At 28.9% G+C, this 23,346-nt stretch carries 22 protein-coding genes; 7 read left to right on the forward strand and 15 right to left on the reverse strand.

Going from position 1 to position 23,346, the window contains the following annotated elements; genetic code table 11:
• Positions 1 to 3: 3 nt before the first annotated feature.
• Positions 4 to 1,692 (reverse strand): methyl-accepting chemotaxis protein, encoded by a 1,689-nt coding sequence (locus H2684_RS06965; protein WP_243159294.1) that lies wholly within the window; start codon positions 1,690 to 1,692, stop codon positions 4 to 6.
• Between the two features lie 122 nt (positions 1,693 to 1,814).
• Between H2684_RS06965 and greA the strand changes: the two genes are divergently transcribed.
• From greA to H2684_RS07000, 7 genes are all read left to right on the forward strand, one after another.
• Positions 1,815 to 2,276: a transcription elongation factor GreA gene (gene greA / locus H2684_RS06970; protein WP_182088681.1), complete on the forward strand. Its 462-nt coding sequence runs from the start codon at positions 1,815 to 1,817 to the stop codon at positions 2,274 to 2,276.
• Positions 2,277 to 2,370: 94 nt separating this feature from the next.
• Positions 2,371 to 3,609 carry a hypothetical protein gene (locus tag H2684_RS06975; protein WP_182088682.1) on the forward strand — a complete coding sequence of 413 codons (1,239 nt, stop codon included), beginning with the start codon at positions 2,371 to 2,373 and terminating at the stop codon, positions 3,607 to 3,609.
• A 74-nt stretch (positions 3,610 to 3,683) separates the two neighbouring features.
• Positions 3,684 to 4,409 (forward strand): ABC transporter ATP-binding protein, encoded by a 726-nt coding sequence (locus tag H2684_RS06980; protein ID WP_182088683.1) that lies wholly within the window; start codon positions 3,684 to 3,686, stop codon positions 4,407 to 4,409.
• Positions 4,396 to 5,148 (forward strand): ABC transporter permease, encoded by a 753-nt coding sequence (locus tag H2684_RS06985; RefSeq protein WP_182088684.1) that lies wholly within the window; start codon positions 4,396 to 4,398, stop codon positions 5,146 to 5,148. The genes H2684_RS06980 and H2684_RS06985 overlap by 14 nt, the downstream gene beginning before the upstream one ends.
• A 9-nt stretch (positions 5,149 to 5,157) precedes the next feature.
• Positions 5,158 to 6,594, forward strand: coding sequence for a HAMP domain-containing sensor histidine kinase (locus tag H2684_RS06990; RefSeq protein ID WP_182088685.1), 1,437 nt, complete (start codon positions 5,158 to 5,160; stop codon positions 6,592 to 6,594).
• A 17-nt stretch (positions 6,595 to 6,611) separates the two neighbouring features.
• Positions 6,612 to 7,211: a response regulator transcription factor gene (locus H2684_RS06995; RefSeq protein ID WP_182088686.1), complete on the forward strand. Its 600-nt coding sequence runs from the start codon at positions 6,612 to 6,614 to the stop codon at positions 7,209 to 7,211.
• Between the two features lie 130 nt (positions 7,212 to 7,341).
• Positions 7,342 to 9,033: a GGDEF and EAL domain-containing protein gene (locus H2684_RS07000; RefSeq protein WP_347707533.1), complete on the forward strand. Its 1,692-nt coding sequence runs from the start codon at positions 7,342 to 7,344 to the stop codon at positions 9,031 to 9,033.
• Between the two features lie 9 nt (positions 9,034 to 9,042).
• Here the strand turns inward: H2684_RS07000 and H2684_RS07005 are convergent, their stop codons facing one another.
• The 14 genes from H2684_RS07005 to H2684_RS07070 all read right to left on the reverse strand — a co-directional run bounded on the left by H2684_RS07005 (position 9,043) and on the right by H2684_RS07070 (position 23,344).
• Positions 9,043 to 9,699 (reverse strand): TrkA family potassium uptake protein, encoded by a 657-nt coding sequence (locus H2684_RS07005; RefSeq protein WP_182088688.1) that lies wholly within the window; start codon positions 9,697 to 9,699, stop codon positions 9,043 to 9,045.
• A gap of 25 nt (positions 9,700 to 9,724) precedes the next feature.
• Positions 9,725 to 11,071: a TrkH family potassium uptake protein gene (locus H2684_RS07010; RefSeq protein WP_182088689.1), complete on the reverse strand. Its 1,347-nt coding sequence runs from the start codon at positions 11,069 to 11,071 to the stop codon at positions 9,725 to 9,727.
• 90 nt (positions 11,072 to 11,161) lie between these two features.
• Entirely contained in the window at positions 11,162 to 11,947 is a 786-nt protein-coding gene (locus H2684_RS07015; RefSeq protein WP_182088690.1) for an ABC transporter ATP-binding protein, read from the reverse strand.
• A complete protein-coding gene (locus H2684_RS07020; RefSeq protein ID WP_182088691.1) occupies positions 11,947 to 12,999 on the reverse strand; it encodes an iron chelate uptake ABC transporter family permease subunit in 1,053 nt (350 codons plus the stop codon). Before H2684_RS07020 ends, H2684_RS07015 begins: the two co-directional genes overlap by 1 nt.
• Positions 13,000 to 13,027: 28 nt before the next feature.
• Complete coding sequence (locus H2684_RS07025) at positions 13,028 to 13,933, reverse strand: ABC transporter substrate-binding protein (RefSeq protein ID WP_182088789.1); 906 nt, start codon at positions 13,931 to 13,933, stop codon at positions 13,028 to 13,030.
• Positions 13,934 to 14,095: 162 nt separating this feature from the next.
• A complete protein-coding gene (locus H2684_RS07030; protein ID WP_182088692.1) occupies positions 14,096 to 15,526 on the reverse strand; it encodes a cell wall-binding repeat-containing protein in 1,431 nt (476 codons plus the stop codon).
• A 116-nt stretch (positions 15,527 to 15,642) separates the two neighbouring features.
• Complete coding sequence (locus H2684_RS07035; protein ID WP_182088693.1) at positions 15,643 to 17,331, reverse strand: ATP-binding protein; 1,689 nt, start codon at positions 17,329 to 17,331, stop codon at positions 15,643 to 15,645.
• 235 nt (positions 17,332 to 17,566) lie between these two features.
• Positions 17,567 to 19,189 carry a hypothetical protein gene (locus H2684_RS07040; protein WP_182088694.1) on the reverse strand — a complete coding sequence of 541 codons (1,623 nt, stop codon included), beginning with the start codon at positions 19,187 to 19,189 and terminating at the stop codon, positions 17,567 to 17,569.
• Positions 19,190 to 19,192: 3 nt separating this feature from the next.
• The gene (locus H2684_RS07045) at positions 19,193 to 19,555 is read right to left on the reverse strand and encodes a hypothetical protein (protein ID WP_182088695.1); all 363 of its coding nucleotides are present in this window, start codon (positions 19,553 to 19,555) and stop codon (positions 19,193 to 19,195) included.
• A 101-nt stretch (positions 19,556 to 19,656) separates the two neighbouring features.
• On the reverse strand, positions 19,657 to 19,833 hold the full coding sequence (locus H2684_RS07050; protein ID WP_182088696.1) for a YjfB family protein: 177 nt from the start codon (positions 19,831 to 19,833) through the stop codon (positions 19,657 to 19,659).
• Positions 19,834 to 19,914: 81 nt separating this feature from the next.
• Positions 19,915 to 21,006 carry a LegC family aminotransferase gene (locus tag H2684_RS07055; RefSeq protein WP_182088697.1) on the reverse strand — a complete coding sequence of 364 codons (1,092 nt, stop codon included), beginning with the start codon at positions 21,004 to 21,006 and terminating at the stop codon, positions 19,915 to 19,917.
• Positions 21,007 to 21,019: 13 nt separating this feature from the next.
• Positions 21,020 to 22,012 carry an NAD-dependent 4,6-dehydratase LegB gene (locus H2684_RS07060; protein WP_182088698.1) on the reverse strand — a complete coding sequence of 331 codons (993 nt, stop codon included), beginning with the start codon at positions 22,010 to 22,012 and terminating at the stop codon, positions 21,020 to 21,022.
• 5 nt (positions 22,013 to 22,017) lie between these two features.
• The gene (locus H2684_RS07065) at positions 22,018 to 22,656 is read right to left on the reverse strand and encodes an acetyltransferase (protein WP_279286873.1); all 639 of its coding nucleotides are present in this window, start codon (positions 22,654 to 22,656) and stop codon (positions 22,018 to 22,020) included.
• Between the two features lie 22 nt (positions 22,657 to 22,678).
• Positions 22,679 to 23,344, reverse strand: coding sequence for a PIG-L deacetylase family protein (locus H2684_RS07070; RefSeq protein WP_182088700.1), 666 nt, complete (start codon positions 23,342 to 23,344; stop codon positions 22,679 to 22,681).
• Between the last annotated feature and the right edge of the window lie 2 nt (positions 23,345 to 23,346).

Consider the following 23,346-nt stretch of genomic DNA (forward strand, 5'->3'; position numbering starts at 1 on the left):
ATTTTAAACTTTTAATTTATCAACTACTTCTTTAAGAGATTCGGCCATCTCTAGCTGTTTATCTGCAAACTTAGATACATTCTCCATCTTTCTAAAATTCTCGTTTATACTTTCCTTTATCACATCTGTATTTTCTGATGACTTCTGTGCATTTTCCGTCATACCTTGAATTGCCTCATTAACTTGATCCATAGTAGCAGAAAGTTCTTCTGCCATTGATGCTATATCCTCAGACATACTGCTTACAAAATTTGAATCATTAAAATAACTATCTCCTACATTTTTCAATTCTGCAAGTTGAGGATCTATCTCCTCATTTATAAATGACAATATCTCATTGCTTGTACCTGACATATTTTTAAAAGCATCTTGAACTTTTACAATAGTATTTTGTATTCCTAAAACTGCATCTTTTGATTGTTCTGCAAGTTTTCTAACTTCTTCTGCAACTACAGCAAATCCTTTACCATGCTCTCCTGCTCTTGCAGCTTCAATTGCAGCATTTAGTGCCAAAAGATTTGTCTGTTCTGCAATAGACGCAACTGTTTCAGACATAGATTTTATATCCTCTACTACTTTTCCATCTTCAATTGCTTTTAATATATTCTTTCTCTTTTCACTATACATAGATCTTATTTTCTGTATTGATGCTTCCCCATTATTTTTAATATCAAGTGCCCTTTGTTTTGCTTGATTTGCATTATTACTTCCATCGAGTGCCTTTTGTGAAAGTTCATTTACACTTGAGTTTACTTCCTCTACAGATGCACTTATCTCTTCAGAAGCAGAGCTTGTTTCTTGAACTACATTTAATATTTCCTCAGTAGATAAAGTTATATTTTTAAAATCATCTACAATTTTATCTGATATAGAAGAAAGCTCTGAACTTGACATATCCAAATTTTTAGAAGAGTTCATCACCTTTGTAAATATTTCTGAAATATTCTCTTTCAAGGAATTCAGAGAATTAGCAAGTTCTCCTATTTCGTCAGTTCTATTTAAAAATTTCTCAGGAACAGTTTCTGAAAAATTCCCATTGGCATATTCTTTTAAATTGGAATTTATAACCCCTATAGGCTCAGAAACACTCTTTTCTAACAATTTAACGCATACAATACCAACTAATAAAATACCAACTATCATTGCAAAACATGCCATTATTATAAAGGATATTACGCTCTTTCCCTGTGAAGGATCCATGGACTTTGCAGCGCTTCCATTTTCCACAATTTTCATTAAATCTTCTTCCAATGTTTCTTCCTGTTTTGCTAAAGTCTGCATATATGAATCTGATATCTTTGTAGCATCTTTCTGTGCCGTTATGTATTTTACTGTAGCAAAATATTGGCTAGAAGCTTTATCAATTGTAGACAAGACACTACTATTATTAGATCGTACAAGTGGTTCAATTTGTTTCCTTGCACTCTTAAAACTTTCAATAGATTTATTGATCAATTTTACTTTTGACTCTATGTCAGTTTTATTACTTGTAAATCTTAAATCTCTAGAATTTACTCCACAGGTGTCTATTGACATTGTCATGTTTCCAACTGAGCTAGATACAATGCTTGAATTCCAAACATCTCTTAAAGTCCTCATCTTAGAAGATATAGCTACCAAAAATATCATTGAAAATACGATGACTACAGCAAATGCTGTAATTATTTTCCCTCTAAATTTTAAACTTTTCAAAATTATACCTCCTTATGTTACAGAATTTTGATTAAATACTAATATTATATTACTACTAAATGTGAAAATTATCTATATTAATGTTATCATATCCATAATAATCTTAATATGGAGGTATATATATGTATAACTATCTTACAAAAGAGGCTATAAAAAAATTAAAAGAGGAAATTGAATATAGAAAAGTAGTAACACGGCGCAAAATAAACCAAGATCTAAAAGAGGCACGAGCTCAAGGTGACTTAAGTGAAAACTTTGAATATAAATCTGCCAAAAGAGAAAGAGCTCATAATGAAAGCAGAATAAGATACCTTGAGAGAATGATAAAAACTGCAAAGATAATTAAAAACACCACTTCAAAAGATGAAGTTGGCATAGGAAAAGAGGTATATCTTAAGTTTGAAGATGAAGATGACATAGAAAAATTTTTTATAGTAACCACTGTAGAAGCTGATCCTATGAAAAACAAAATAAGCATAGAATCCCCACTTGGTAGTGCAATATATAGACACAAATGTGGAGAAAAAGTAACAGTTTCATCTCCAGAGGGAAAGTACTCTGTTAAGATTATAAGAATAGATTAAAGTTTAGATTTTGTTTAGATTTAGTTTATATAAAATAGAGATGTGTATATTAGAATATAAATTGTAAACAAAATATAGAAAAGGGGATAGAAAAATGAAGTTAAAAAAGAAAACTGCCATGGCAATAAGCTTTGCTTTAGGAGTATTTATGTTCAGTGCCACAGCTATGGCTGAAGTAACATCTAAAAATGGATATACACAACTTAAGGACGCAATTAAATATACTGCAAAATCTTGCACTGAAACTCTTCCAAATTACACGCTTAGCATATCATCTGTAATAAAAGACGGAGGAAAAGTACTTAGTTCTGATGATTCATTAAACAAATATGATCTAAAAAATCAAGCAAAGGAGAGCACGGACTCAAGATTTAATGGTTCAATCAAAAGAAATAGTTATTTTTATAGAGACAAAGATGGATATATAACTAATAACAATCCTAACCAATCTTATTATGTATATACTGAAAAACTAAACACTCCATTAGTAGAAAATCCTTTTGATGATGAAAGAGCAAGTGATCTAGAAAAAATAGCTGATGCAATTGTTGGAAACTTGAAAAATTCAGTTGTAGTTACTAAAAATTCAGATGGCAGCAAGAAACTACATGGTTCTATTTCAAATACTCAAATTCCATCTGTTATAAATGCCTTTGTATCATTCCAATTAAAAGGTATGGCAAATAATGAAAAAAGCTTTCCGAAACTTGTAGACAAAATATACTTAAAAAATATTCAAGGAAGTGCAGATATAGACAAAAATGGTCTTATAAAAAATGCCCTTTTATCATGCACTATAACAGGAGAAGATAAAAATGGAACATCCCATACATTGACAATGGAACTTATGTGCAAAATATACAATATAAACTCCACTTCTGTAAAGAGACCTGATCTTTCAGATAAAAAAGTAATAAAGGAAACAGTTTCAAATTATAATGAAATATCTAATCCTGAGCAATACATTGGTAAATACAAATCCGATATATTAACTAAAAAGGATAATAAATTTGTAAAAATAGGCCAGCGAATTGTAACTATAGACAAACTCACAAAAACAAAGATAAGTGGAAATTACTATGAAGAGTATAAAAAAGGTTATGAAAGTTATGCAAAAGATGCAACTAACTTTAAATTCAATGGGGAGCTTGGATATGACAATGATAATTTTGCTGCAAAAGTAACTTCAGTTACATCTTCTGATAAAAACTCTCATAAATTATATTTAAACATAAACCCTGAAAAACCAATACTGTACATTCGCCCAGATGAAGATACTGAACAAATAAATGACAATTATTGGGATGGATCTTTTTACATGGTATTTGACTAATATCTCAAGGAGATAAATGTACACACTACACTTGTCTCCTTGAATAATTTACATAACAAGAGGAGGTATCCAGCATGGATAAAGTAATTGAAATATCAAATTTGTATAAGATATTTAAAAATAGTCGTGGAATAGAAAACATAAATCTTGATATATATAAAGGTGAAATTTTTGGATTTCTTGGACCAAATGGCTCCGGAAAAACAACTACAATGAAATTAATGACAGGACTTATAAAACCAGATAGAGGCGATGTTAAAATTTTAGGTTATAGCATTACAGATAACCCTGAAAAAGCCCTTTCAAATATGGGATGCCTAATAGAAAATGCAGTGGCTTATCCGTATCTCACTGCTTTTGAAAATTTAAGACAATTCTCAAGATACTATGAAGATGTAGATTCAAATAGAATTTGTGAAGTATTAGATTCTTTAGATCTTTTAAAGTACAAAGACGAAAAGCCTATAAAATTTTCACTTGGAATGAAACAACGTCTCGGAATTGCAGCTACTATTTTATCAAAACCTAAAGTAGTAATTTTAGATGAACCACTAAACGGTCTTGATGTGGAGGGAATGATATCAATACGAAACATTATAAAGAAAATGTCAGAAGAAGAAAATACAACATTTTTTATTTCAAGTCATCTTATCCACGATATTGAACTAACATGCACTCGTATAGGAATACTTTATAATGGAAGGATAATAAATACAAATACCACTAAAAACATATTACAAAACTACCCTTCCCTTGAAGATTATTTTGTAGAAGAGGTGAAAAAAAATGAACAGCTTTAAAATTGCACTTATAAATGAACTGGAAAAACTATTTAAAAAGAAAAGAGCTCTTTTAATAGTTATAATTTCACTTATATTCATAGTACTAGGTCAAATTTCTATAATCTTACTTAGAAAGAACTTTGGTGTTGTTGGAACCTCTAGTGCTGAATTTCCAATACTAATTCTCTCAATACTTTCAAACACAATACTTCCTCTTTTTATTCTTCTTATGACAATAGAAAGTTTTTCAAATGAATTTTCACAAAATACATTTAAAATAGCTCTTACAAGACCTATAACAAGATTTAAACTCTATAGTGCAAAAATAATTTCTGTACTTATATTCATATTTTCAAATTTAATGCTTGTATTTATCATATCTGTAATATCTGGATTTATATTCAATGAAAGGTATATAAGTAGTGGAAATATAGGTAAAATATTTATATCCTATATAGTTACAATGATGCCACTTATAGTTGTATGTCTTGCAGCTGTATTTTTTTCAAATATAATTAAAAACGGGTTAGCTGTATTTTTTCTATTTATACTTGTATTTATAGGACTTAAGGTATTTGGAATATTCTTTTCTACATATTCTGGAATACTTTTCACATCTACACTTGGATGGTACAACCTATGGATTATGGATGAAATACCTATATTCGAAATACTGATACAATTTTTAATGATGTTAAGTTATGATATAATATTTTTTACAGCAGGTTACTATCTGTTTGATAAAAAAGACTTTTAAGGTGAAAATATGAATATAAAAAAGCGTTTAATTTTCTTTAATTCCCTAATTATTCTAGTACCTATTTTAATAACTTCCATTGCCATAGCTATATTTGTTCTTATATCTTCAAAGTTCTTTGGCACAGGATTAAACTATGACAATTTCAAGAGAGCTTCTGCTGTAAAGTCAGAACTCATTACAACAGTAAAAGATATATCAAAATCAGAATTGAAATCTACTGACAATAAAGAATTTCAAGAATACTTAAAACATAAGCTTTCAATTATAAACGCAAAAGCAGTAATTGCAAAAAATGACAAAATAATTTTTTCCTCTAGTGGAATAGATAAAATTGAAGCACAAGTTTATATTGAAAAATCAACAAATGCTATAAAAGAACCCATTCAAATAGGAAATACTTACTATATAGTGGATACTTTTCCAATGGAGTTTAGTGATAGTTCCCTTGGAAAAGCAATATTTTTGACTCCTGTAAAAACAGATGGAAAAATTTTTAATTATTTTTTCATATTTATAATTTGTGTATTCTTCACTTCCTATTTAATTACAAATATAATTGTATCATGTACGTTCTCAAAAAAGATACTTGATCCAATTACTTCCTTAAAAAAAGCTACAACAGCAATACGAAAGGGAGATTTAGATTTTGAAATATTTGAAAGTGGAGATAATGAGATAAAAGAACTTTGCTCTAATTTTGAAGAGATGAGGATAAAACTAAAAGATTCAATAAATATGCAATTAAAATATGATAACAACAGAAAGATGCTCATCTCCAGCATTTCACATGATTTGAGAACACCAATAACTTCTATAGAAGGATACGTTCAAGGAATTCTAGATGGAGTTGCAAATACTCCTGAAAAGCTAGAGCACTATTTAAATACAATAAATACAAAGGCAAAACAGATTGACTCTATGGTAGACGATCTCCTCCTCTATTCAAAGCTTGATATGAAACAAATTCCATTTAAATTTGAAAAAACAGATATTGTAGAGTACTTTTCCTATTATGTAGAGGAAACTCAGATAGAACTTGAAAAATCCAATATAAAAATAGAACTGTTAAACTATATCAAAAATTCCCCTTATGTTATGATTGATAGAGAGCGATTCATGAGAGTTATATTTAATATAGTCAATAATTCTAAAAAATACATGAATAAAAAAGAGGGAATTATATCAATAATTTTAAAAGAACTATCAACTAGTATTATAATTGAAATAAAAGATAATGGTTCTGGAATCAAAAGAGATGATATAGACAAAATATTCAATAGATTCTACAGAGGTGATTCTGCAAGAGTAAGTACAGGTGGAAGCGGTCTTGGCCTTGCAATTGCAAGACAAATTGTAGAAGGACATAACGGGAAAATATGGGCCTCATCTCAATACAACCAAGGAACAAGTATAATGATATCAATAAAAAAAGTTATATCTTAAAGTTAAGGGGGATTCTAATGAAAAACATACTTATAATTGAAGATGACTTGAGTATAGCTGAACTTCAAAGAGATTATTTAGAACTAAACGGATTTAATGTAACTATATGCACAGATGGTATAAAGGGATTGCATATGATTGATAAAATTGACATTGATCTTTTAATTCTTGATATAATGCTTCCTAATATAGACGGATACAGTATACTAAAAAAATTAGGAGATGAAAAGGACATCCCTGTTTTACTTGTATCTGCAAAAAAAGAAGAGATAGATAAAATAAAGGGATTAAGTCTTGGAGCAGATGACTACATCACAAAACCATTTAGTCCAAGTGAACTTGTAGCAAGAGTAAAATCCCACATAAAAAATTATGAAAGAATAAAAAATAAATTTACACCTAAAAAAAATAAAATAATTATACGCGGACTTGAAATAATTAAAGATTCAATGCAAGTATTTGTAAATGGGAATGAAGTAAATCTTCCACAAAAAGAATTTGAGCTCCTCCTCTATATGTGTGAAAATCCAAATAAAGTATTTAGCAGAGAAGCATGTCCTTCCAATCCTCAATACATAGAAACAGTATGGGGTGCTGGATACAGATTGAGAATATAGATATAATTTTTTTTAATTATTTTTTAAGTAAGTTTCCTAAACATATATATTAATGGTATAATATATTAAATGGAAAATAATTCTACCCGTCTCTAAATACTACAATGTAAATATTATGGAGGGATATGCTGTGGAGACTTATAACAAAAGTAATGATAATATATATACCAGAGCCATAAATGGAGCTGATATATCAATTTGGGAATGGGATGTAGAAAAAGATACTTTATTTATATCCTCAAATTTTAAAAATATAACTGGATACGATCCTAAATATTTCAAAAATCCAATGGATTTTATAGAAAAATTAGTTATAGAAAATGAAATAACTCAAGTTAAGGACTCTTTAAACTGCTTTGTAAATGAAAATGGATCTAATTATAATAGAGAATTTAAAATCAAAAGCAAAAAAGGTGAACTTATATACCTACTAGTTAAAGGAAAATCAACTAAAAACTCAGATGGCAAAATAAGACTTATATCAGGTTGTATTTGTGATATTACAAGTGAAAAATTAATGGAAGATGATATAAACTACCTTTCACATTATAGACCTTTTATAAATCTTCCAAATAAATCTTCATTTAGGAATCACCTTAAAATGGCAGTTAAAAACTCAAAGCAAGGTGCACTTCTCCTTTTAAATATAGACAATTTCAAGCTGATAAACGACCACTACGACTATAATTTTGGAGATATGCTTCTTACAATTTTTTCAAGATCTATGTCTATGTTTGTAAAAGATTTTGGTAAACTTTACTATTTAAATGGAAACGAGTTTATTATACTTATAAGCCATTTCAATTCTGAAGAAGGATTAAAAAGATTATGCAATCGTATAATGAATTATTTAAAAAATCCCTTCTGTATAATGGGAGAAAATATATTTTTAACTGTAAGCATTGGAATAAGTATATTTCCAACTCACAGCAGAAATATAAATAAATTATACAAATATGCAGATATTGCTATGTGTAAATCAAAATCAAGTGGTAAAAATACTGTAACAATGTTTACTAAATCACTACATGATTCCTATTCAAGAAGACTTATCATAGAACAAAGCCTTAAAAATGCCATTAAAGACAAGGAACTTCGTATATTGTATCAACCTCAAATAGATGCATTCTCCCATAAGTTAGTTGGATTTGAATCACTTTTAAGATGGGATAACAATAAACTTGGATTTGTTTCACCTTCAGAATTTATACCAATTGCTGAAGATACAGGAAGTATAATAGACATTGGTTATTGGATATTTGAATCCGTATGCAATACAATTCACAATCTACAATTAAAAAATATAGACATAAAAAAGATATCTGTAAATGTATGTTCCTATCAGTTAAGTGAACCGGAGTTTATAAAGAGAGTATTAAATATATGTAAAAAATACAAGGTATCTCCTTCAATGATTCAAATTGAAATAACAGAAAGGACTTTAATTGATATTTTTGTAAATAAGACAAAAATTCTTGATGAAATATTAGACATGGGAATGCAAATTGCGCTAGATGATTTTGGGACAGGCTATTCCTCACTAAACTACCTTATTTCGCTTCCAGTAAGCACACTAAAAATAGATAAGTCATTTATTGATAATATTTACTCCAAAAAGAGCAAAGCTGTAATAAAATGCATAATTGATCTATCTAAAATTTTAAATTACAATATTATTGCAGAAGGTGTGGAAACAAAAGAACAATTAAATTCACTGCTTGATATTGGCTGCAGCGTAATTCAAGGATATTATTTCAGTAAACCTATAAAAGAAAATGAAATAGAGCACTTTGTGAATAAAAAAATAAAATGCTCTAAATAATATGTTTAGCTATATATTTTTTTCAAGCTTTTCAATATCTTTCTGTTTTCCAATTGCAACAATTATATCATTTTTAAGTAGCTTAAAATCAGAAGTAGGTGATATTTTTATATCATCTTCTCTTTTTATGGCTATAATATTTATTCCATATTTTGCTCTCATGTCAAGTTCTTTAAGATCTTTTTGTTCCCACTTATCAATACACAGTATTTCTGCTACTCTGTACTCTGGAGATAACCTTATAAAATCAAGTATATTATTTGATACAAGATTGTGTGCTACCCTAATTGCAGTATCTTTTTCAGGAAAAACAACTTTATCTGCCCCTATTTTATAGAGTATCTTAGCATGTAGTTCAGAATTTGCTTTTACAAGTACATACTTTACTCCCATTTCCTTTAAAAGCAAAGTAACTATAACGCTGCTCTGTATATCAACACCTATGCCTATTATTGCCACATCAAAATTATTTACTCCAAGAGCTAAAAGATTTTCCTCCTCTGTTGCATCAGTTTGAATAGCTTGAGTAACATAAGGAGATATCTCCTGTACATTATCTTCATTTGAATCAACTGCAAGTACGTCATTTCCAAGCTCATATAGAGTACTTGCTATAGCCCTTCCAAAACGTCCAAGTCCTACTACTAAATACTGTTTCTTTTTCATATGCATACCTTCCTATTTTCAAGTTTTATCCTATTAATATCTTTCCCTCTGGATATTTTATAGATCTTGGAACTTTTCTGTGTGTCATTGCAAGTATTATAGTAAGTCCTCCCAGCCTTCCAAAGAACATTAGAATTATTATTACAATTTTACCTATAATACTTAAACTTGATGTAATCCCAAGACTTAGTCCAGCTGTTCCAAAAGCTGAAACACATTCAAATATTATACTTTCCATAGACTTGCCATGTTCAGTTAATCCAAGTATCATACATGAAATAAGTAAAATTAAGAGATCTATTATTAGTATTACAATGGCCTTATAAACAAGATCTCTTCTTATAGTTCTCTTATATATTTCAGTTTCTTCTCTTCCTCTTATAACTGACACTGCAGTCATTACAATGAGTGCAAATGTTGTAGTCTTTAAACCTCCTGCAGTAGACCCTGGAGATCCACCTATAAACATCATAATCATAGTTAAAAATTTACTATTTCCACTCATATTTTCAATAGAAATTGAATTAAAGCCTGCAGTTCTCGGTGAAAGTGATGCAAAAAATGAAGATAGAAGTTTGTTTTTCAAACTCATATTTCCCATAGTTTCTGGATTATTAAATTCAAAAATAAAAAACAATATAGTACCAAAAATTAGCAGAAAGGAAGTTACAGAAATACATACTTTAGAATTAACAGATATTAATTTTATCTGTCTAAAACTTCTCAAACTGTATAATTCCTTCCACACATAAAATCCCAATCCACCTATAATTACAAGAAAACCTATAACCAATATTACTGTAGAATTGTCGTAATAAGTTGTAAGACTCCTTCCACTTCCTATAATATCTATTCCAGCATTACAAAAGGCAGAAACAGAGTGAAAAACAGAATAAAAAATTCCCTTGTAAACTCCAAATTGAGGTATAAACTGTATGGACAAAATAGCTGCTCCTACAGCTTCTATAGAAAATGTAAATATCAATATGTACTTTGACATTTTAACAAGTCCACCTAAATTAAATGAATTAATAGACTGATGTATAATCATTCTTTCCCTTAAAGTTATTTTTCTACCAAGTGCAAGTGCAATTAAAGTAGAAAATGACATGAATCCCAATCCACCAATTTGAATTAAGGCCAAAATTACTGATTTTCCAAAATAACTCCAATGAGTTCCCGTATCAACAGTTACAAGGCCTGTTACACAAGTTGCAGATGTTGATACAAAAATTGAATCTAGAAAATTTGTATATGTATGTCTATTAGATGATATAGGAAGACTCAATAAAATAGCACCTATAAAAATTATTACAAAAAAACCAAGTATTAAAATTTGGAGTTCATTTAGTGTTTTTTTCTTAAATATCATTAAAAAATCATCCTTAATTTATTCATTTGTACATATTATTCTATCACATTTTACTATATTAAAAAAACTAACTATTATTATTGTTTTTAACTATTTTATAGGTATAATGTGAGGTTTACCTGTTACCGGATTTTTTATCATACATACATTTATATCATAAACTTGTTTAATATTTTCTTTTGTAAGTACTTCCTCTGGAGCACCTTTGGAATAAATAGAGCCCTTATTTACTAGAATTAAATAGTCACTGTATTGTGCTGCTAAATTTAAATCATGAAGTACAGCTATAACAGTTATCTTTTTACTTAATAATTTAATAGTGTCTAAAATTTCAATCTGTTGATGTATATCTAAATGAGATATAGGCTCATCTAATAACATAATGTCAGTTTTCTGAGCTAATGCCCTTGCAATAATAACTCTTTGTTGTTCTCCTCCACTTAATTCATTTATAGATTTGTCACGAAGATACCATGTATTTGTCATTTTCATAGAATATTTTGCAATATCATAATCCTCTTTTGATTCATCTTTAAATCTAGGAATATAGGGTGCTCTTCCCATTAATACAATATCTAGAGCAGAAAAATCAAAATTTGAAATAGTATTTTGAGGTACAACAGCAATTCTCTTCGCTAAATCTTTATTTGTAAAATCTAAAATATCCTTATTTCCTAGGAAAATTGTATTTTTAGATGGTGATATTGTTCTTCCTATATTCCTAAGTAATGTAGTTTTACCAGAACCATTAGGACCTAAAATAGTGTAAAATTTATTTTTGGAAAAATCTATATTTATATTATGAAGTACCTGATTTTTTCCAAAGTTGCAGTTTAGATTATTAAGTTTAACTGAAATAGAATATTCTTTCTTCATTACATCACCTTTTTCTTTGATTTAATCAAAAGATATATAAAATAAGGAGCTCCAAACAAAGCTGTTATAGAACCTACTGGTATTTCAGCTGGTGAGGCTATAGTTCGTGCAAGAGTATCAGAAATAATCATAAATCCAGCACCAAATACCAATGAAAAAGGCATTAAGACCCTATTATTAGGGCCTAAAATAATTCTAACTACATGTGGAATTATAAGTCCAACAAAACCTATTATTCCACTTACAGATACACAAGCTGCAACAATCATTGAGGACACAACTAACACTATTTTCTTCACCTTTTCAACTTCTACACCTAAATTTTTAGCAGTTTCATCACCTGTAATTATTATATTCAAATCCTTTGAAAAACAGAGAAGAGTTGTTATGCCAATTACTAAAAATGGTATAAGGAGTATTATCTCATTGAAATTTGCAGTTGAAAAACTTCCCATAGTCCAAAATACAATCTGCTCAACTTCATCTCTATTAAATACCATAATTATAGAAATTAAAGATGATAAAAGAAAATTTACAGAAATACCTGCTAAAAGAAGTGTTGTAGTAGGTATTTTATTTTTTACTCTTGCTATATTATACACAAGTATAGTAGACAATATTGATCCAATAAATGCAGCTATCATAATTGCTGCAGAGCTTAAAGATGAATTTTCAAGTTTAAACACAAATCCAAGGGAGGCTCCAAGTGCTGCACCAGAGGATATTCCAAGAATATATGGGTCTGCCATTGGATTTTTAAATATTGATTGAAAAGAAGCTCCAACTATTGATAATCCCATTCCAACAAGTGCAGAAAGTACTATTCTAGGTAATCTTATTTTCAATATAATGAGAATATGATTTTCAGGTATTGAGGATATTGGTATAAAATTATTTATGAAATATATCTTGCTTAAAATTATCCGTAAAGATTCAGTAAAGGATATATTAGCAATTCCAAAAGTAGCTGATAATATCATTATAAAAAACAACAAAATTAAGCCAATATAAAACATAAATCTAAGATACTTTTTCCTATAAGCTAAATCCATAATTAAAATCCTTTCATGTTGTAGAAAACTATTTAAAAGCCTCAGGATGTATTATTTTTGCTAAAGCCTCTAGTCCATCTGCCAATCTAGGGCCTTGTCTGTTTATTATATCCTCATCAATTTCAAAAACTTTATTATTTTTTACTGCATCAAGATCCTTATATCCAACTGTAGTTTTAATTCCATTTTTTGAATTAAATTTATTAGAACATATAATCATATCAGGATTCTTTTCAATTAACTTTTCAATGCTGTATTTCCATCCTGTAATATCATCAGCTGCATTTTTTCCACCAGCCATTGTAATCATTTTTCCAATGAATGTATCTCTTCCAGCAGTGTAATCTCCAACTTTTCCAAAGGATACTACATAGTATACTGAAGGAGTGGGCATGCCCTTAACCTTTTTCTGTACATATTCTACTTTTTTCTTCATAGAGGAAATTATAGAATTAGCTTTGCTATTTGAATTAAGAACTTTACCTACGTTAGTTATAATATCGTAAGTGCCTTGAAAACTATCCGCACCAGATAATACTACAACTTTTATGTTGAGTTCTTCAATCTTTTTTAAGTCTTCCTTTCCAAGCTGATTAGATGCTATAACTAAATCAGGCTCTAACTGAACAATTTTTTCAATATTTGGATTAGTTAAACCACCAATAGATGGAATTTTACTAACTTCTTTAGGATATGTACAAAAATCAGTTCTTCCAATTAAAGTATCTTGTCTGTTAAGAGCATATATTATTTCTGTAATATTTGGTGCTAGAGATATAACTTTTTTAGGTTCTTTTTCAATGGTAACTTCTCTATTAAATGAGTCCTTTATTTTAATGGGATAAGTTGTATCTTTCGATGTTTGAATTTGTTCATTATCCTTTTGTGAATCTTTTGAACTATTTTTCATACAACCAGTTAAAGAAAATACCATTATAAAAGCAACAAGTAAAAAAGAGATTTTTTTTACTTTATTAAACAATTTTTATTCCTCCTAGAGTTTATTTTTTAATATAAAAGGCTATTATCTGTCAGATAATAACCTAAAAATACAACTGAATTAACTATGTTAACACCTTCATGATTAAATGATAAACTAATATACAGTAAGAGTCAATTTAACTTTCTTTTTATATCTTTCAACAGTTCCATAAAAAGTATAGACTCCTGGATCTTTTATGGTCTGCTGACTGTATTCCCATTTAACATCAACACTCTTTGTACTTCCATCGGACATTTTAGCGCTTACAGTACTAGGAAAAGTATACTGCCTTCCACTTGATATTTCCTTTTCTATATCTTCAATTTCAGTAGGTATAGGCTTTATAATCAAACATGCAGTTATTTCTTGATCTGTACCTGTTATCTTTCCATACAATGTGTATTTACCTGGGTTAGAAGTTTTCACTTTTGATATATTCCATGTAACATTAACATCTTTTTTTATACCAGCACTTGTATTTACAACTACAGTAGTTCTTGGAGTATAGGTATCATTTTGCCATATTGTATCAGTAAATACATATGAAGAATCATCTGAAACTGCAAGTGGAATATTCTTTAGATAACTTTCATTTTCATAGCTTATAGCACCAGAACCTCCAAGTATCTTTATATTTGCTATAATCTCCGAACTAAAAAAATTGGATGTAACATCATGTATATAATCTCCTACAAACACTATAGGAGAATTAGTTTTAGCTGCAATTGGAGATGCTGCAAGTGAATCAGAAAATTCTCTGTCTGTAGCTACATATACAGTAGCTGTATTTAATTCGGTTTTAAATTCATTTATTATATCTATATTTCTTGAGAAAACATCAGTATCATCTGCAATCCTCTTTGCATCTGGAAGTATTTCAAATATATCATCACTTATCTCATCTTCTCCACCTACAACATAGATTGCATCACTTTTTTTCTTGCCTTCTAAAAATTTTACTGTATTTTCAGAGAAATTTTTCTTAGGAACTAAAATTATAGGCATTTCTTTCATAGCTGCAATTGGTGAAATGGAAACTCCATCATAGAAGTTTTCTCCAGTAACTACTGCTATCTGCTTTGTACTTCCAAGTTTTTTTGCAACTTCTATACTAGTATCATATCTTGTATCACCTGATATTCTTGTAACCTTTATTCCCTTTGATTCTATAGCATCTTCCAAGCTCTGTGATATAACACCCTTTCCACCTATTAAAAAAACATTCTTTACATTTAGCCTGCTAAGTTCCATTGAAGTGTATGGAGTTAATTCATTTTTTTTCACAAGCAAAATAGGTGCATCGTATTTTTTAGCAAGTGGACCTGCACACAATGCATCAGGGAAGTTTTGACCATTTACCAATACTGCATATTGTGATGAGGTTTTCCATCCATTTTCACAAATACTTGATGCAGTTTCATATCTATCGTCACCATAATACCTGTCCACATTTACAGTACTACTTGCATAAACCCTATTTATGCCAAGTCCAACTGTTAATACAGCTGCCATAATTATACTGCTTAATTTCTGTATCTTATTCATAAATTTTTTCTCCTCTCTATCTCTATATGTAAAAAATAACATAAATAAACTCTATCTTAAATTATCGGAAGATTGTTTATGTTACTTTAGCAATACTTATAAAGATTAGATCTTTTCTAAAAGTAATAAATATCCTTTTTACCAACCACAATAATCAAGACTTTTTTCAAATCATCTACCCCAAGTTCTTCTTGAACCATTTTGCTATTTTCATAACCTTTTAACTGCTTTAGCCCATCCTCTTTTACTTTTTGCAGTGTATTTCTTTCACTTTCTTTTATATATTTTAACTCTATAATCCACTGGAATTTAGTTATATCTTTGAATTGAATTTTTCTTTTAAGCATTATATCTACATAACCTTTATTATTTTCATCTTCACTTTCTATAAAATAAGTACTGTCAACTCCCAAAAGAGTTAGAAGCATCATCTTTACATTCTTTTCATCCATATTAATCAAATCTCTGTTTGATAAATCTCCTAATATTCCTTTTAAAAGTTCTATTAAAGGTTCAATGTTTCCATGAATTCTCATTTCAGTTACTGCATCTCTAACACTTTTCATTTGTACATCATAATTTTCATTTATACTTTGAAAATACTGTTCCCAATAAATTGTTTTTATAACATAATTAGGTATCTTAAGAATTGTTCCAGAAACTCCCTGCTGATTTATAGTCAACATCCCCAAATAGAATAATAAAGACTTAAAATTTTCTTTTATACTATACATAGTATGAATATTAAATCTATCTACAAGCATAGTTGAAGTTTCACCTTTAGTCATTATCTCCTCTAATGCTTCTCTATCATTAAAATTAGATGCCAATTGATTAACTTTTCCATAATCAGTTTTTACATTGTTATCTATCATTTCTTTTGGATAACGATTGTAAAGCAGATAATTATCTAAAAAATACATTGACATATCTGGATTAAAAACAGAATTACTATTTTCATTGAACTTATATCCATTATAGTATGTTGTCATATCTCTGCACATTTTTTCTCTAAGTTCTATATCTTTTATATTAACTTCATCCATAATAGATAAAAGTTCTTCTCTTGTAAATCCCATCATTGCATTAAGATTTTCATCCAAAGTATAATTTCTAGTTATATTAAATCCACTTGTTAAGTCATCAAGCATTATAGGACTTACTCCAGTCATAAATATTCTATTAAAGTTATCCATAGTTGCATCTTTTATTGCTTTATAAAAAACTTTAACAAATCCTTCACCATGAAGAATACTGTCATAAGTATTTTGTTTTCCTCCTGTAATTAACTCATTGGCAAAATTATCGTACTCATCTATTAGTACAAAAACAGGTATTTTTATTTTTCTAGAAAGATGCAATATATATTCAACCGCTTCCTCTGCCCTTATAGACTGTTTTTCTATTTTCTCATCAATAAAAAAATTAGAATATTGGTCGATAAAATTTTTAACAGAATAAGTTACTTTTGTATTAAAACTCTTTCTAAGTTCTTCCTCTCCATGGCCTGCATCAATTCCTGCAAAACTTATTTTCCACACTAAAAACTTATTTTTGTTTTTTGTAGGATTTTTACCTATATATAAATCAGAAAATAACTCTTCAAATTTATCACTTTTGTTTATATCATAATAATTTTCAAGCATTGATATAAATAAACTCTTTCCAAATCTTCTTGGCCTTATAAAAAATTGATAGGGTGCATATCTATCTAGTAGTTCTATATATGATGTTTTATCTACATAAAGATAGTCTTCTTCTCTTAAAACTTCAAAATTGGAAATACCATAAGGTATTCGTTTCATTCTATATTCACACTCCTAATCTTAATACTTATTCTACTATCACAAAATCTATAACACTTCTACTCATATTATATCTTATATTTTATATCATATATAATCCTATTGGCAATTTTTTATATAACCATCATTATTTCTTAGTATGTACTTAATATACAATTTTAAAGACTGCTAGAGAAATTTCTTTAGCAGCCTTTTTTATTATTTTTTATTATGTTTTATGTACTTGTATATAAATCTAAGGTTTAACTGGAACAGAAATTAAATCTTCAACTCTATTTATATCTACCTTCCCGCATTTTAAAAATACATCTGGTATGCCTCTACCATATCCTCTTACATTTTCTACACCAAATATATCAAAAGCAGAGTTTACAGCATTTCTAAATCCTTCATCACTACTTCTATTGTCAACATAGTTTTTTAATTCATTACCCCAAAGCCATTTGTCAGGAAAGTTATCATCTTTTCCAACAACTACAGAACAAAAATGAGTTGGTCCCCTATTAATTTTTGCTGCAAACATACTTCTATATATGGCATCATCTTTTGGCAAAGTGTAACCCATGAGAAGTACATGTTCTGCGTTTTCAACTGAAATTCTCATATCACGCTGTATATTTTCAATAAATGGAGGATGATTTCCTTTAAAATTGCTCTGCATAACAATAGGTGTATTTATTGAACTCACCATAGTTCCACAAAAAGGACACTGAATGGAATCTATTTGATTATTTTTTATAGCTTCTTTTTCTTCTTTAGATTTAGGTTTGAAACCAAAAGACAATTTTGGTATTAATTGAGGTGGGAAAAGTGACTTTGAATATATATCCCACTCATTACCCAAATACATAAACATTTTTCCACAGTTAGGACACTCTCTCCAATTTGAACATCCATGAGGAAAATAAAAATTTCCTATTCTAACTCTTCTTCCAGTTTGATATTGAGCATCATTTAGTCTTTGAACTATAGTTTCATTAAGAGGATACCAAATTTCTTGTTTCTTTGAAGTTATTTTTCTAACTGCCATGAAATTTCCCATATCATTAAATAATTTCATAGGTGAAAGAGGTGAACCAACATATGGTACATTTGAAGAGCTGTTTAATTTTTTATTTGCATTGAATATCATCCACAGTAAAATAGGATCCCAATTTAAAGATATTACAGAGTAACTGCACATATAAAATTCTCTAGAATCAAGTGCATATCCATTATTATAGGCAGAAATCCCCTCTTTTTGCATTAATCTTCCCAAAGAATATGCAAATTCATAATAAGGCTTCAAAAGCTGCTTATTTTTTAGAACATTGAAATAGTAGTTCAAAGAATGTACAAGAGTAGTCATCATTACCAATGTATTTCGTGCTTTTATTATATTCTGTAGTGGTAGAAATTTCTCCTTTCCATTACTACTACTTACATAAAAACCTTCTTTTTCATATATATGCATATCTATAATATTAAATAAATCTTGAAGTTGCATTCCATTTTTAAAATTAGGACAAATTTTCATTATACTCATTAAAGAATTCCAGTCATAATAATCTCTAAGTTGTCTTACAGCTTTAACCCCTTCAACATCATAAGTTTTAAATTCCTCACTTATTTCCTTTTTCATGTCATCAATTTCTCTAGATGTATCAAGAAATTTAAACAGATTTTCAAGGCTTCTATCTACTTCTCTATCATGTGTGATACTATTAAAAACATTGCCAATAGTGCCTTTCTCATAACCTTTACACAAATCTACAAAAAAGCTTCCCAGTTGATATGTAGTTTTAAATCCAAGTGAAGCACTTGCACCTGCTCCCCAAAACATAACAGTTTTAGGCCAAATAGGTTTATACTCGTCCATAAATTAATCACACTTTCTTATATAAGTTATTACATTTTCGGAATTAATAGTAAAAATATATGGCATCTGAGAAGTAAATATATTTTTAATTATGTCTTTTATATGATCATCATTAACTTTAAACACTTTGTCAGCTCTAATTAATTTAAATATATTATAATCATTATCAACATCTTTTATAAATACATTCATATCCTTGCTACTATCACATTTAACTAACTTTTTTTCTTCCTTATAATTCTCTTGTTTTAAAATAAAGTTTTCTACTCCTTCTAATTCAACTTCTAAAATTTCACAAGAACTATGTACACTTTTTACAATAGCCTTTATATACATATTACCTTTCTTTTCTCCATTACTTTCCATATCTTTCATTCCTCCAATATATTATAATAAGGTAAATTACTTACAATACAATATTCGTGTAACATATGCAATAATTTATATGTTATCCTCATCTGACATGATTAAGCCATTACGTCTAACTTTGTTCCTACATTAGGATTGGAAGCTTGATTAATGCTCTGTATCATTTGTACTGCATTTTCTGTACCGTCATCTAAAGCTTTTTTCATTAATGATGTATTTACTGCAGTTGATACATTAAATTGACTCATAGCCATTGATAGTGCTGCTATATCCATTTGATTACCTCCATTTCTATTGTGTTTAAAATAGGTAAATAGCATTAGCTTAAATATCCTATAATAATTCACTTATTTCCGCTACTTTATAATATCACAAATTTTTTTGATTTCATCTTCTTTTAATCCAACAGAACTAGGTAAATTTATACCTCTTTTGGCAATATCATTTGTTACACTCATATCTCCATGTGTGCAATTTTTATAAGGTGGCATCTCATGAACTGGCATAAAAAATGGCCTAGATTGAACATTTTTTTCTTTTAATTTATTAATCAACTCATCTCTAGTTAATTCATATGAATCTTCAATTATAATAGAATACATCCAATATACATTATCAGCCCAATTTTTTTCAACTGGTAATCTTATACCATTCACTTTATTTAACATATTATTATATAATTCTGCATGTTTTCTCTTTTTATCTATATATTCCGTTATATTTTCCAGCTGAGCACAACCCATAGCTGCCAGAAGATTTGGCATTCTAAAGTTATATCCAACTTCTTTATGATAAAAAGCTCCATTTGGTAATATGCTTTTTGTCTGAGTTGAAAGATACTTAGCCCTTTCTCCTAGCTTTTCATCATTGGTTACAAGCATACCACCTGAGCCTGTAGTTATAAGTTTATTTCCATTAAAACTAAAACAACCTACATGTCCTATGCTTCCAACATTCTTGCCTTTATATTTTGATCCTAAACTCTCTGTTGCATCTTCTATTACATATAGGTTATGCCTGTTTGCTATATCAATAATTTTATCCATATCAACTGGATGTCCATATATATGTACAGGCATAATTGCCTTGGTTTTGGGTGTTATTAACTCTTCAACTTTATCTGCATCCATAACCCAAGTATCAGGGCATACATCAACAAATACAGGCTCAGCTCCAACGTACCTTATAGTATTTACAGGAGAAATAAAAGTCATTGATGAAACAATAACTTCATCTCCACTCCCTATATTCAGTGATCTAAGTGCAAGTTCCAAAGCAGAAGTTCCATTCATTGTGACAACTGCACTTTTTACGTTCATATATTTTTGAAATTCATTTTCGAATTTATCTACAAACGATCCAGCAGATGAAACCCAATTAGTATCTAGACACTCTTTTATATATTTCCATTCATTCCCTTTTATCTCTGGTACACAAAGTGGTATCATAAGTTTCATCTCCTTAAACATTATATATATCAGTTTTAAAATATTTCATATTACACTTTATCCAATCAATTGTTTCTTTCAAACCATCATCTAATGTATATTTAGGATTCCATCCTGTAAGTTCCTTTATCTTAGTATTATCTGCCCACAATCTATTTACTTCACTTTTTTCAGGCCTAAGTCTTTCATCATCGCATATAATATCAACTTTTTTATCTATAATATCACATATTTTTGAAGCTAAGTCTCCTATTGATATTTCATTATTTGAACCTGCATTTAAAACTTGTCCAACGGTTTTATCACATTCTGCAACTTTTATAAAAGCATCTGCTGTATCCTTTACATAATTAAAATCCCTTGTTGGTGTCAAACTTCCAAGTTTTATTTGCTTTTTACCAGACAATATCTGAGATATTATTGTAGGAATTACAGCTCTTGCAGACTGCCTAGGCCCATATGTATTAAATGGTCTTATAGTAGCTACTGGTAAATTAAAACTTCTATAAAAACTCTCTGCAATCTTATCAGCTCCAATTTTAGAAGCAGAATATGGAGACTGTCCCTGCATAGGATGTTTTTCATCTATTGGTACATATAGCGCTGTTCCATATGTTTCTGAAGTTGAAGTATGAACTACTTTTTCTACATTGTACTCCCTGCAAGCTTCAAGTACATTTGTTGTACCTTCTACATTAGTTTTAACATATGCCATAGGAGAAAGATATGAATATGGAATAGCTATAAGGGCTGCAAGATGAAATACAACATCCTGTCCATTTATTATTCTCTTCATTCCATCATATTCTCTAACATCACCTGTAACAACATTAATACTATCTCTTATATTCTTATCAAATGTGTCTATCCATCCCCAATTATTAAAGGAATTATACTGAACGAGGGCAGTAACCTCTGCGCCAAGTTTTACAAGCTTTTCTGTTAAATGACTTCCTATAAATCCTTCTGATCCCGTAACTAAAACTTTTTTTCTTTTTAGATTCATAGTATCTACTCCTTAATTTTTATTACTTTAGCTGGTACACCAACTGCAACAGAATTATTTGGTATATTATCAATAACCACAGCTCCTGCTCCAATAGTTACGTTATTTCCAATAATTCTTTGCTGTATTATAGAACTCCCTATTCCTATATGAGTGTTAAATCCAATATTAACACCGCCTGCTATAGCTGAATTAGGCGATATATGTGTGTTATTTCCTATTTTGCAATCATGTTCTATAATACTCCCTGTATTTATTATACAATTTCTTCCTATATCAGCTTCAGCATTTATTATAGCTCCAGCCATTACACAAGTTCCTTCATGTATTTTTGCATAAGTTGACACAATAGCCTTCTTGTGAATTAATACTGGCAATTTAAAACCTATTTTTTTTAACTTATTATATATCTCATTTCTAATATTTATATTTTTCAATCCACCTATACCTATAAAAGCATAGTTCACTTTACTATCATAAAGCTCTTTTAATATACTATCATTACCTAGTATTGGAATGTCCAGTAATTTTCCTTTAATATTCTTATCTGTAATACCAACTATTTCATATTGATTTATACTTCTTATAATATCTACAATAACTTTACAATGTCCACCGGCACCTACAATAACAATTTTTTTCATACTCATAATACTTGAGCTATTATTAAAATCTTTCTCTAACTAACATAAAAGCTTCAGCATAATGGACTCCACAAGATGTCCCTCTATACCTTGCAAGAGCTTTTATATTTTCTAAACTTCTTGGTAGCGGTGGATTTTGAACTTCAGACTCATAAATAGTCATAATTTCAAGCTTTTTATCAACATAATCTGTTATATCACTGTATACATTTGGTATAAATATATTTTCAGGAAATCCCGGTGACATTTCAGTTTCTGATATACATTCATACATTAGAATTTTTTTTATAAAAGGATGTCTAAAACTCTTAGTACAACTTATAAGAGCCTTAGCTGTAATCTGATGGTCCGTATGAACATCTGACCTATTGTTCATATAAATTATTTGTGGTTGTATAGTATCAATAACTTTTAAAATTGAATTTATAAACTGTCCAAAATCAACAGATTGTAATTGAGTTGCCAAATAATTTAACTCATAAACATTTTTAAATCCATATTCTTTAGAAACTTTTTTAATTTGACATTTTCTTTTATATATAAATTCTCTGGTAAATCCAACGGATTCATTTGCCTTAGTAACTATCATCCAATACAATTCATCACCATTTTTTAAATGTTTTAATAAAGTGCCTCCGCATCCTAAAGTTTCATCATCTGGATGAACTGATACAACTAATATTTTCATTA

The sequence above is a fragment of the Clostridium sp. cel8 genome (assembly GCF_014050525.1).
Lineage (GTDB): Bacteria > Bacillota > Clostridia > Clostridiales > Clostridiaceae > Clostridium_B.

What these genes read in the sequence shown, in the direction of transcription:
- greA (WP_182088681.1), top strand. Translation starts at nt 1,815, where the DNA reads ATGTATAACTATCTTACAAAAGAGGCTATAAAAAAATTAAAAGAGGAA.
- H2684_RS06975 (WP_182088682.1), top strand. Translation starts at nt 2,371, where the DNA reads ATGAAGTTAAAAAAGAAAACTGCCATGGCAATAAGCTTTGCTTTAGGA.
- H2684_RS06980 (WP_182088683.1), top strand. Translation starts at nt 3,684, where the DNA reads ATGGATAAAGTAATTGAAATATCAAATTTGTATAAGATATTTAAAAAT.
- H2684_RS06985 (WP_182088684.1), top strand. Translation starts at nt 4,396, where the DNA reads ATGAACAGCTTTAAAATTGCACTTATAAATGAACTGGAAAAACTATTT.
- H2684_RS06990 (WP_182088685.1), top strand. Translation starts at nt 5,158, where the DNA reads ATGAATATAAAAAAGCGTTTAATTTTCTTTAATTCCCTAATTATTCTA.
- H2684_RS06995 (WP_182088686.1), top strand. Translation starts at nt 6,612, where the DNA reads ATGAAAAACATACTTATAATTGAAGATGACTTGAGTATAGCTGAACTT.
- H2684_RS07005 (WP_182088688.1), bottom strand. Translation starts at nt 9,699, where the DNA reads ATGAAAAAGAAACAGTATTTAGTAGTAGGACTTGGACGTTTTGGAAGG.
- H2684_RS07010 (WP_182088689.1), bottom strand. Translation starts at nt 11,071, where the DNA reads ATGATATTTAAGAAAAAAACACTAAATGAACTCCAAATTTTAATACTT.
- H2684_RS07015 (WP_182088690.1), bottom strand. Translation starts at nt 11,947, where the DNA reads ATGAAGAAAGAATATTCTATTTCAGTTAAACTTAATAATCTAAACTGC.
- H2684_RS07020 (WP_182088691.1), bottom strand. Translation starts at nt 12,999, where the DNA reads ATGGATTTAGCTTATAGGAAAAAGTATCTTAGATTTATGTTTTATATT.
- H2684_RS07025 (WP_182088789.1), bottom strand. Translation starts at nt 13,933, where the DNA reads ATGGTATTTTCTTTAACTGGTTGTATGAAAAATAGTTCAAAAGATTCA.
- H2684_RS07030 (WP_182088692.1), bottom strand. Translation starts at nt 15,526, where the DNA reads ATGAATAAGATACAGAAATTAAGCAGTATAATTATGGCAGCTGTATTA.
- H2684_RS07035 (WP_182088693.1), bottom strand. Translation starts at nt 17,331, where the DNA reads ATGAAACGAATACCTTATGGTATTTCCAATTTTGAAGTTTTAAGAGAA.
- H2684_RS07040 (WP_182088694.1), bottom strand. Translation starts at nt 19,189, where the DNA reads ATGGACGAGTATAAACCTATTTGGCCTAAAACTGTTATGTTTTGGGGA.
- H2684_RS07045 (WP_182088695.1), bottom strand. Translation starts at nt 19,555, where the DNA reads ATGGAAAGTAATGGAGAAAAGAAAGGTAATATGTATATAAAGGCTATT.
- H2684_RS07050 (WP_182088696.1), bottom strand. Translation starts at nt 19,833, where the DNA reads ATGGATATAGCAGCACTATCAATGGCTATGAGTCAATTTAATGTATCA.
- H2684_RS07055 (WP_182088697.1), bottom strand. Translation starts at nt 21,006, where the DNA reads ATGATACCACTTTGTGTACCAGAGATAAAAGGGAATGAATGGAAATAT.
- H2684_RS07060 (WP_182088698.1), bottom strand. Translation starts at nt 22,012, where the DNA reads ATGAATCTAAAAAGAAAAAAAGTTTTAGTTACGGGATCAGAAGGATTT.
- H2684_RS07065 (WP_279286873.1), bottom strand. Translation starts at nt 22,656, where the DNA reads ATGAAAAAAATTGTTATTGTAGGTGCCGGTGGACATTGTAAAGTTATT.
- H2684_RS07070 (WP_182088700.1), bottom strand. Translation starts at nt 23,344, where the DNA reads ATGAAAATATTAGTTGTATCAGTTCATCCAGATGATGAAACTTTAGGA.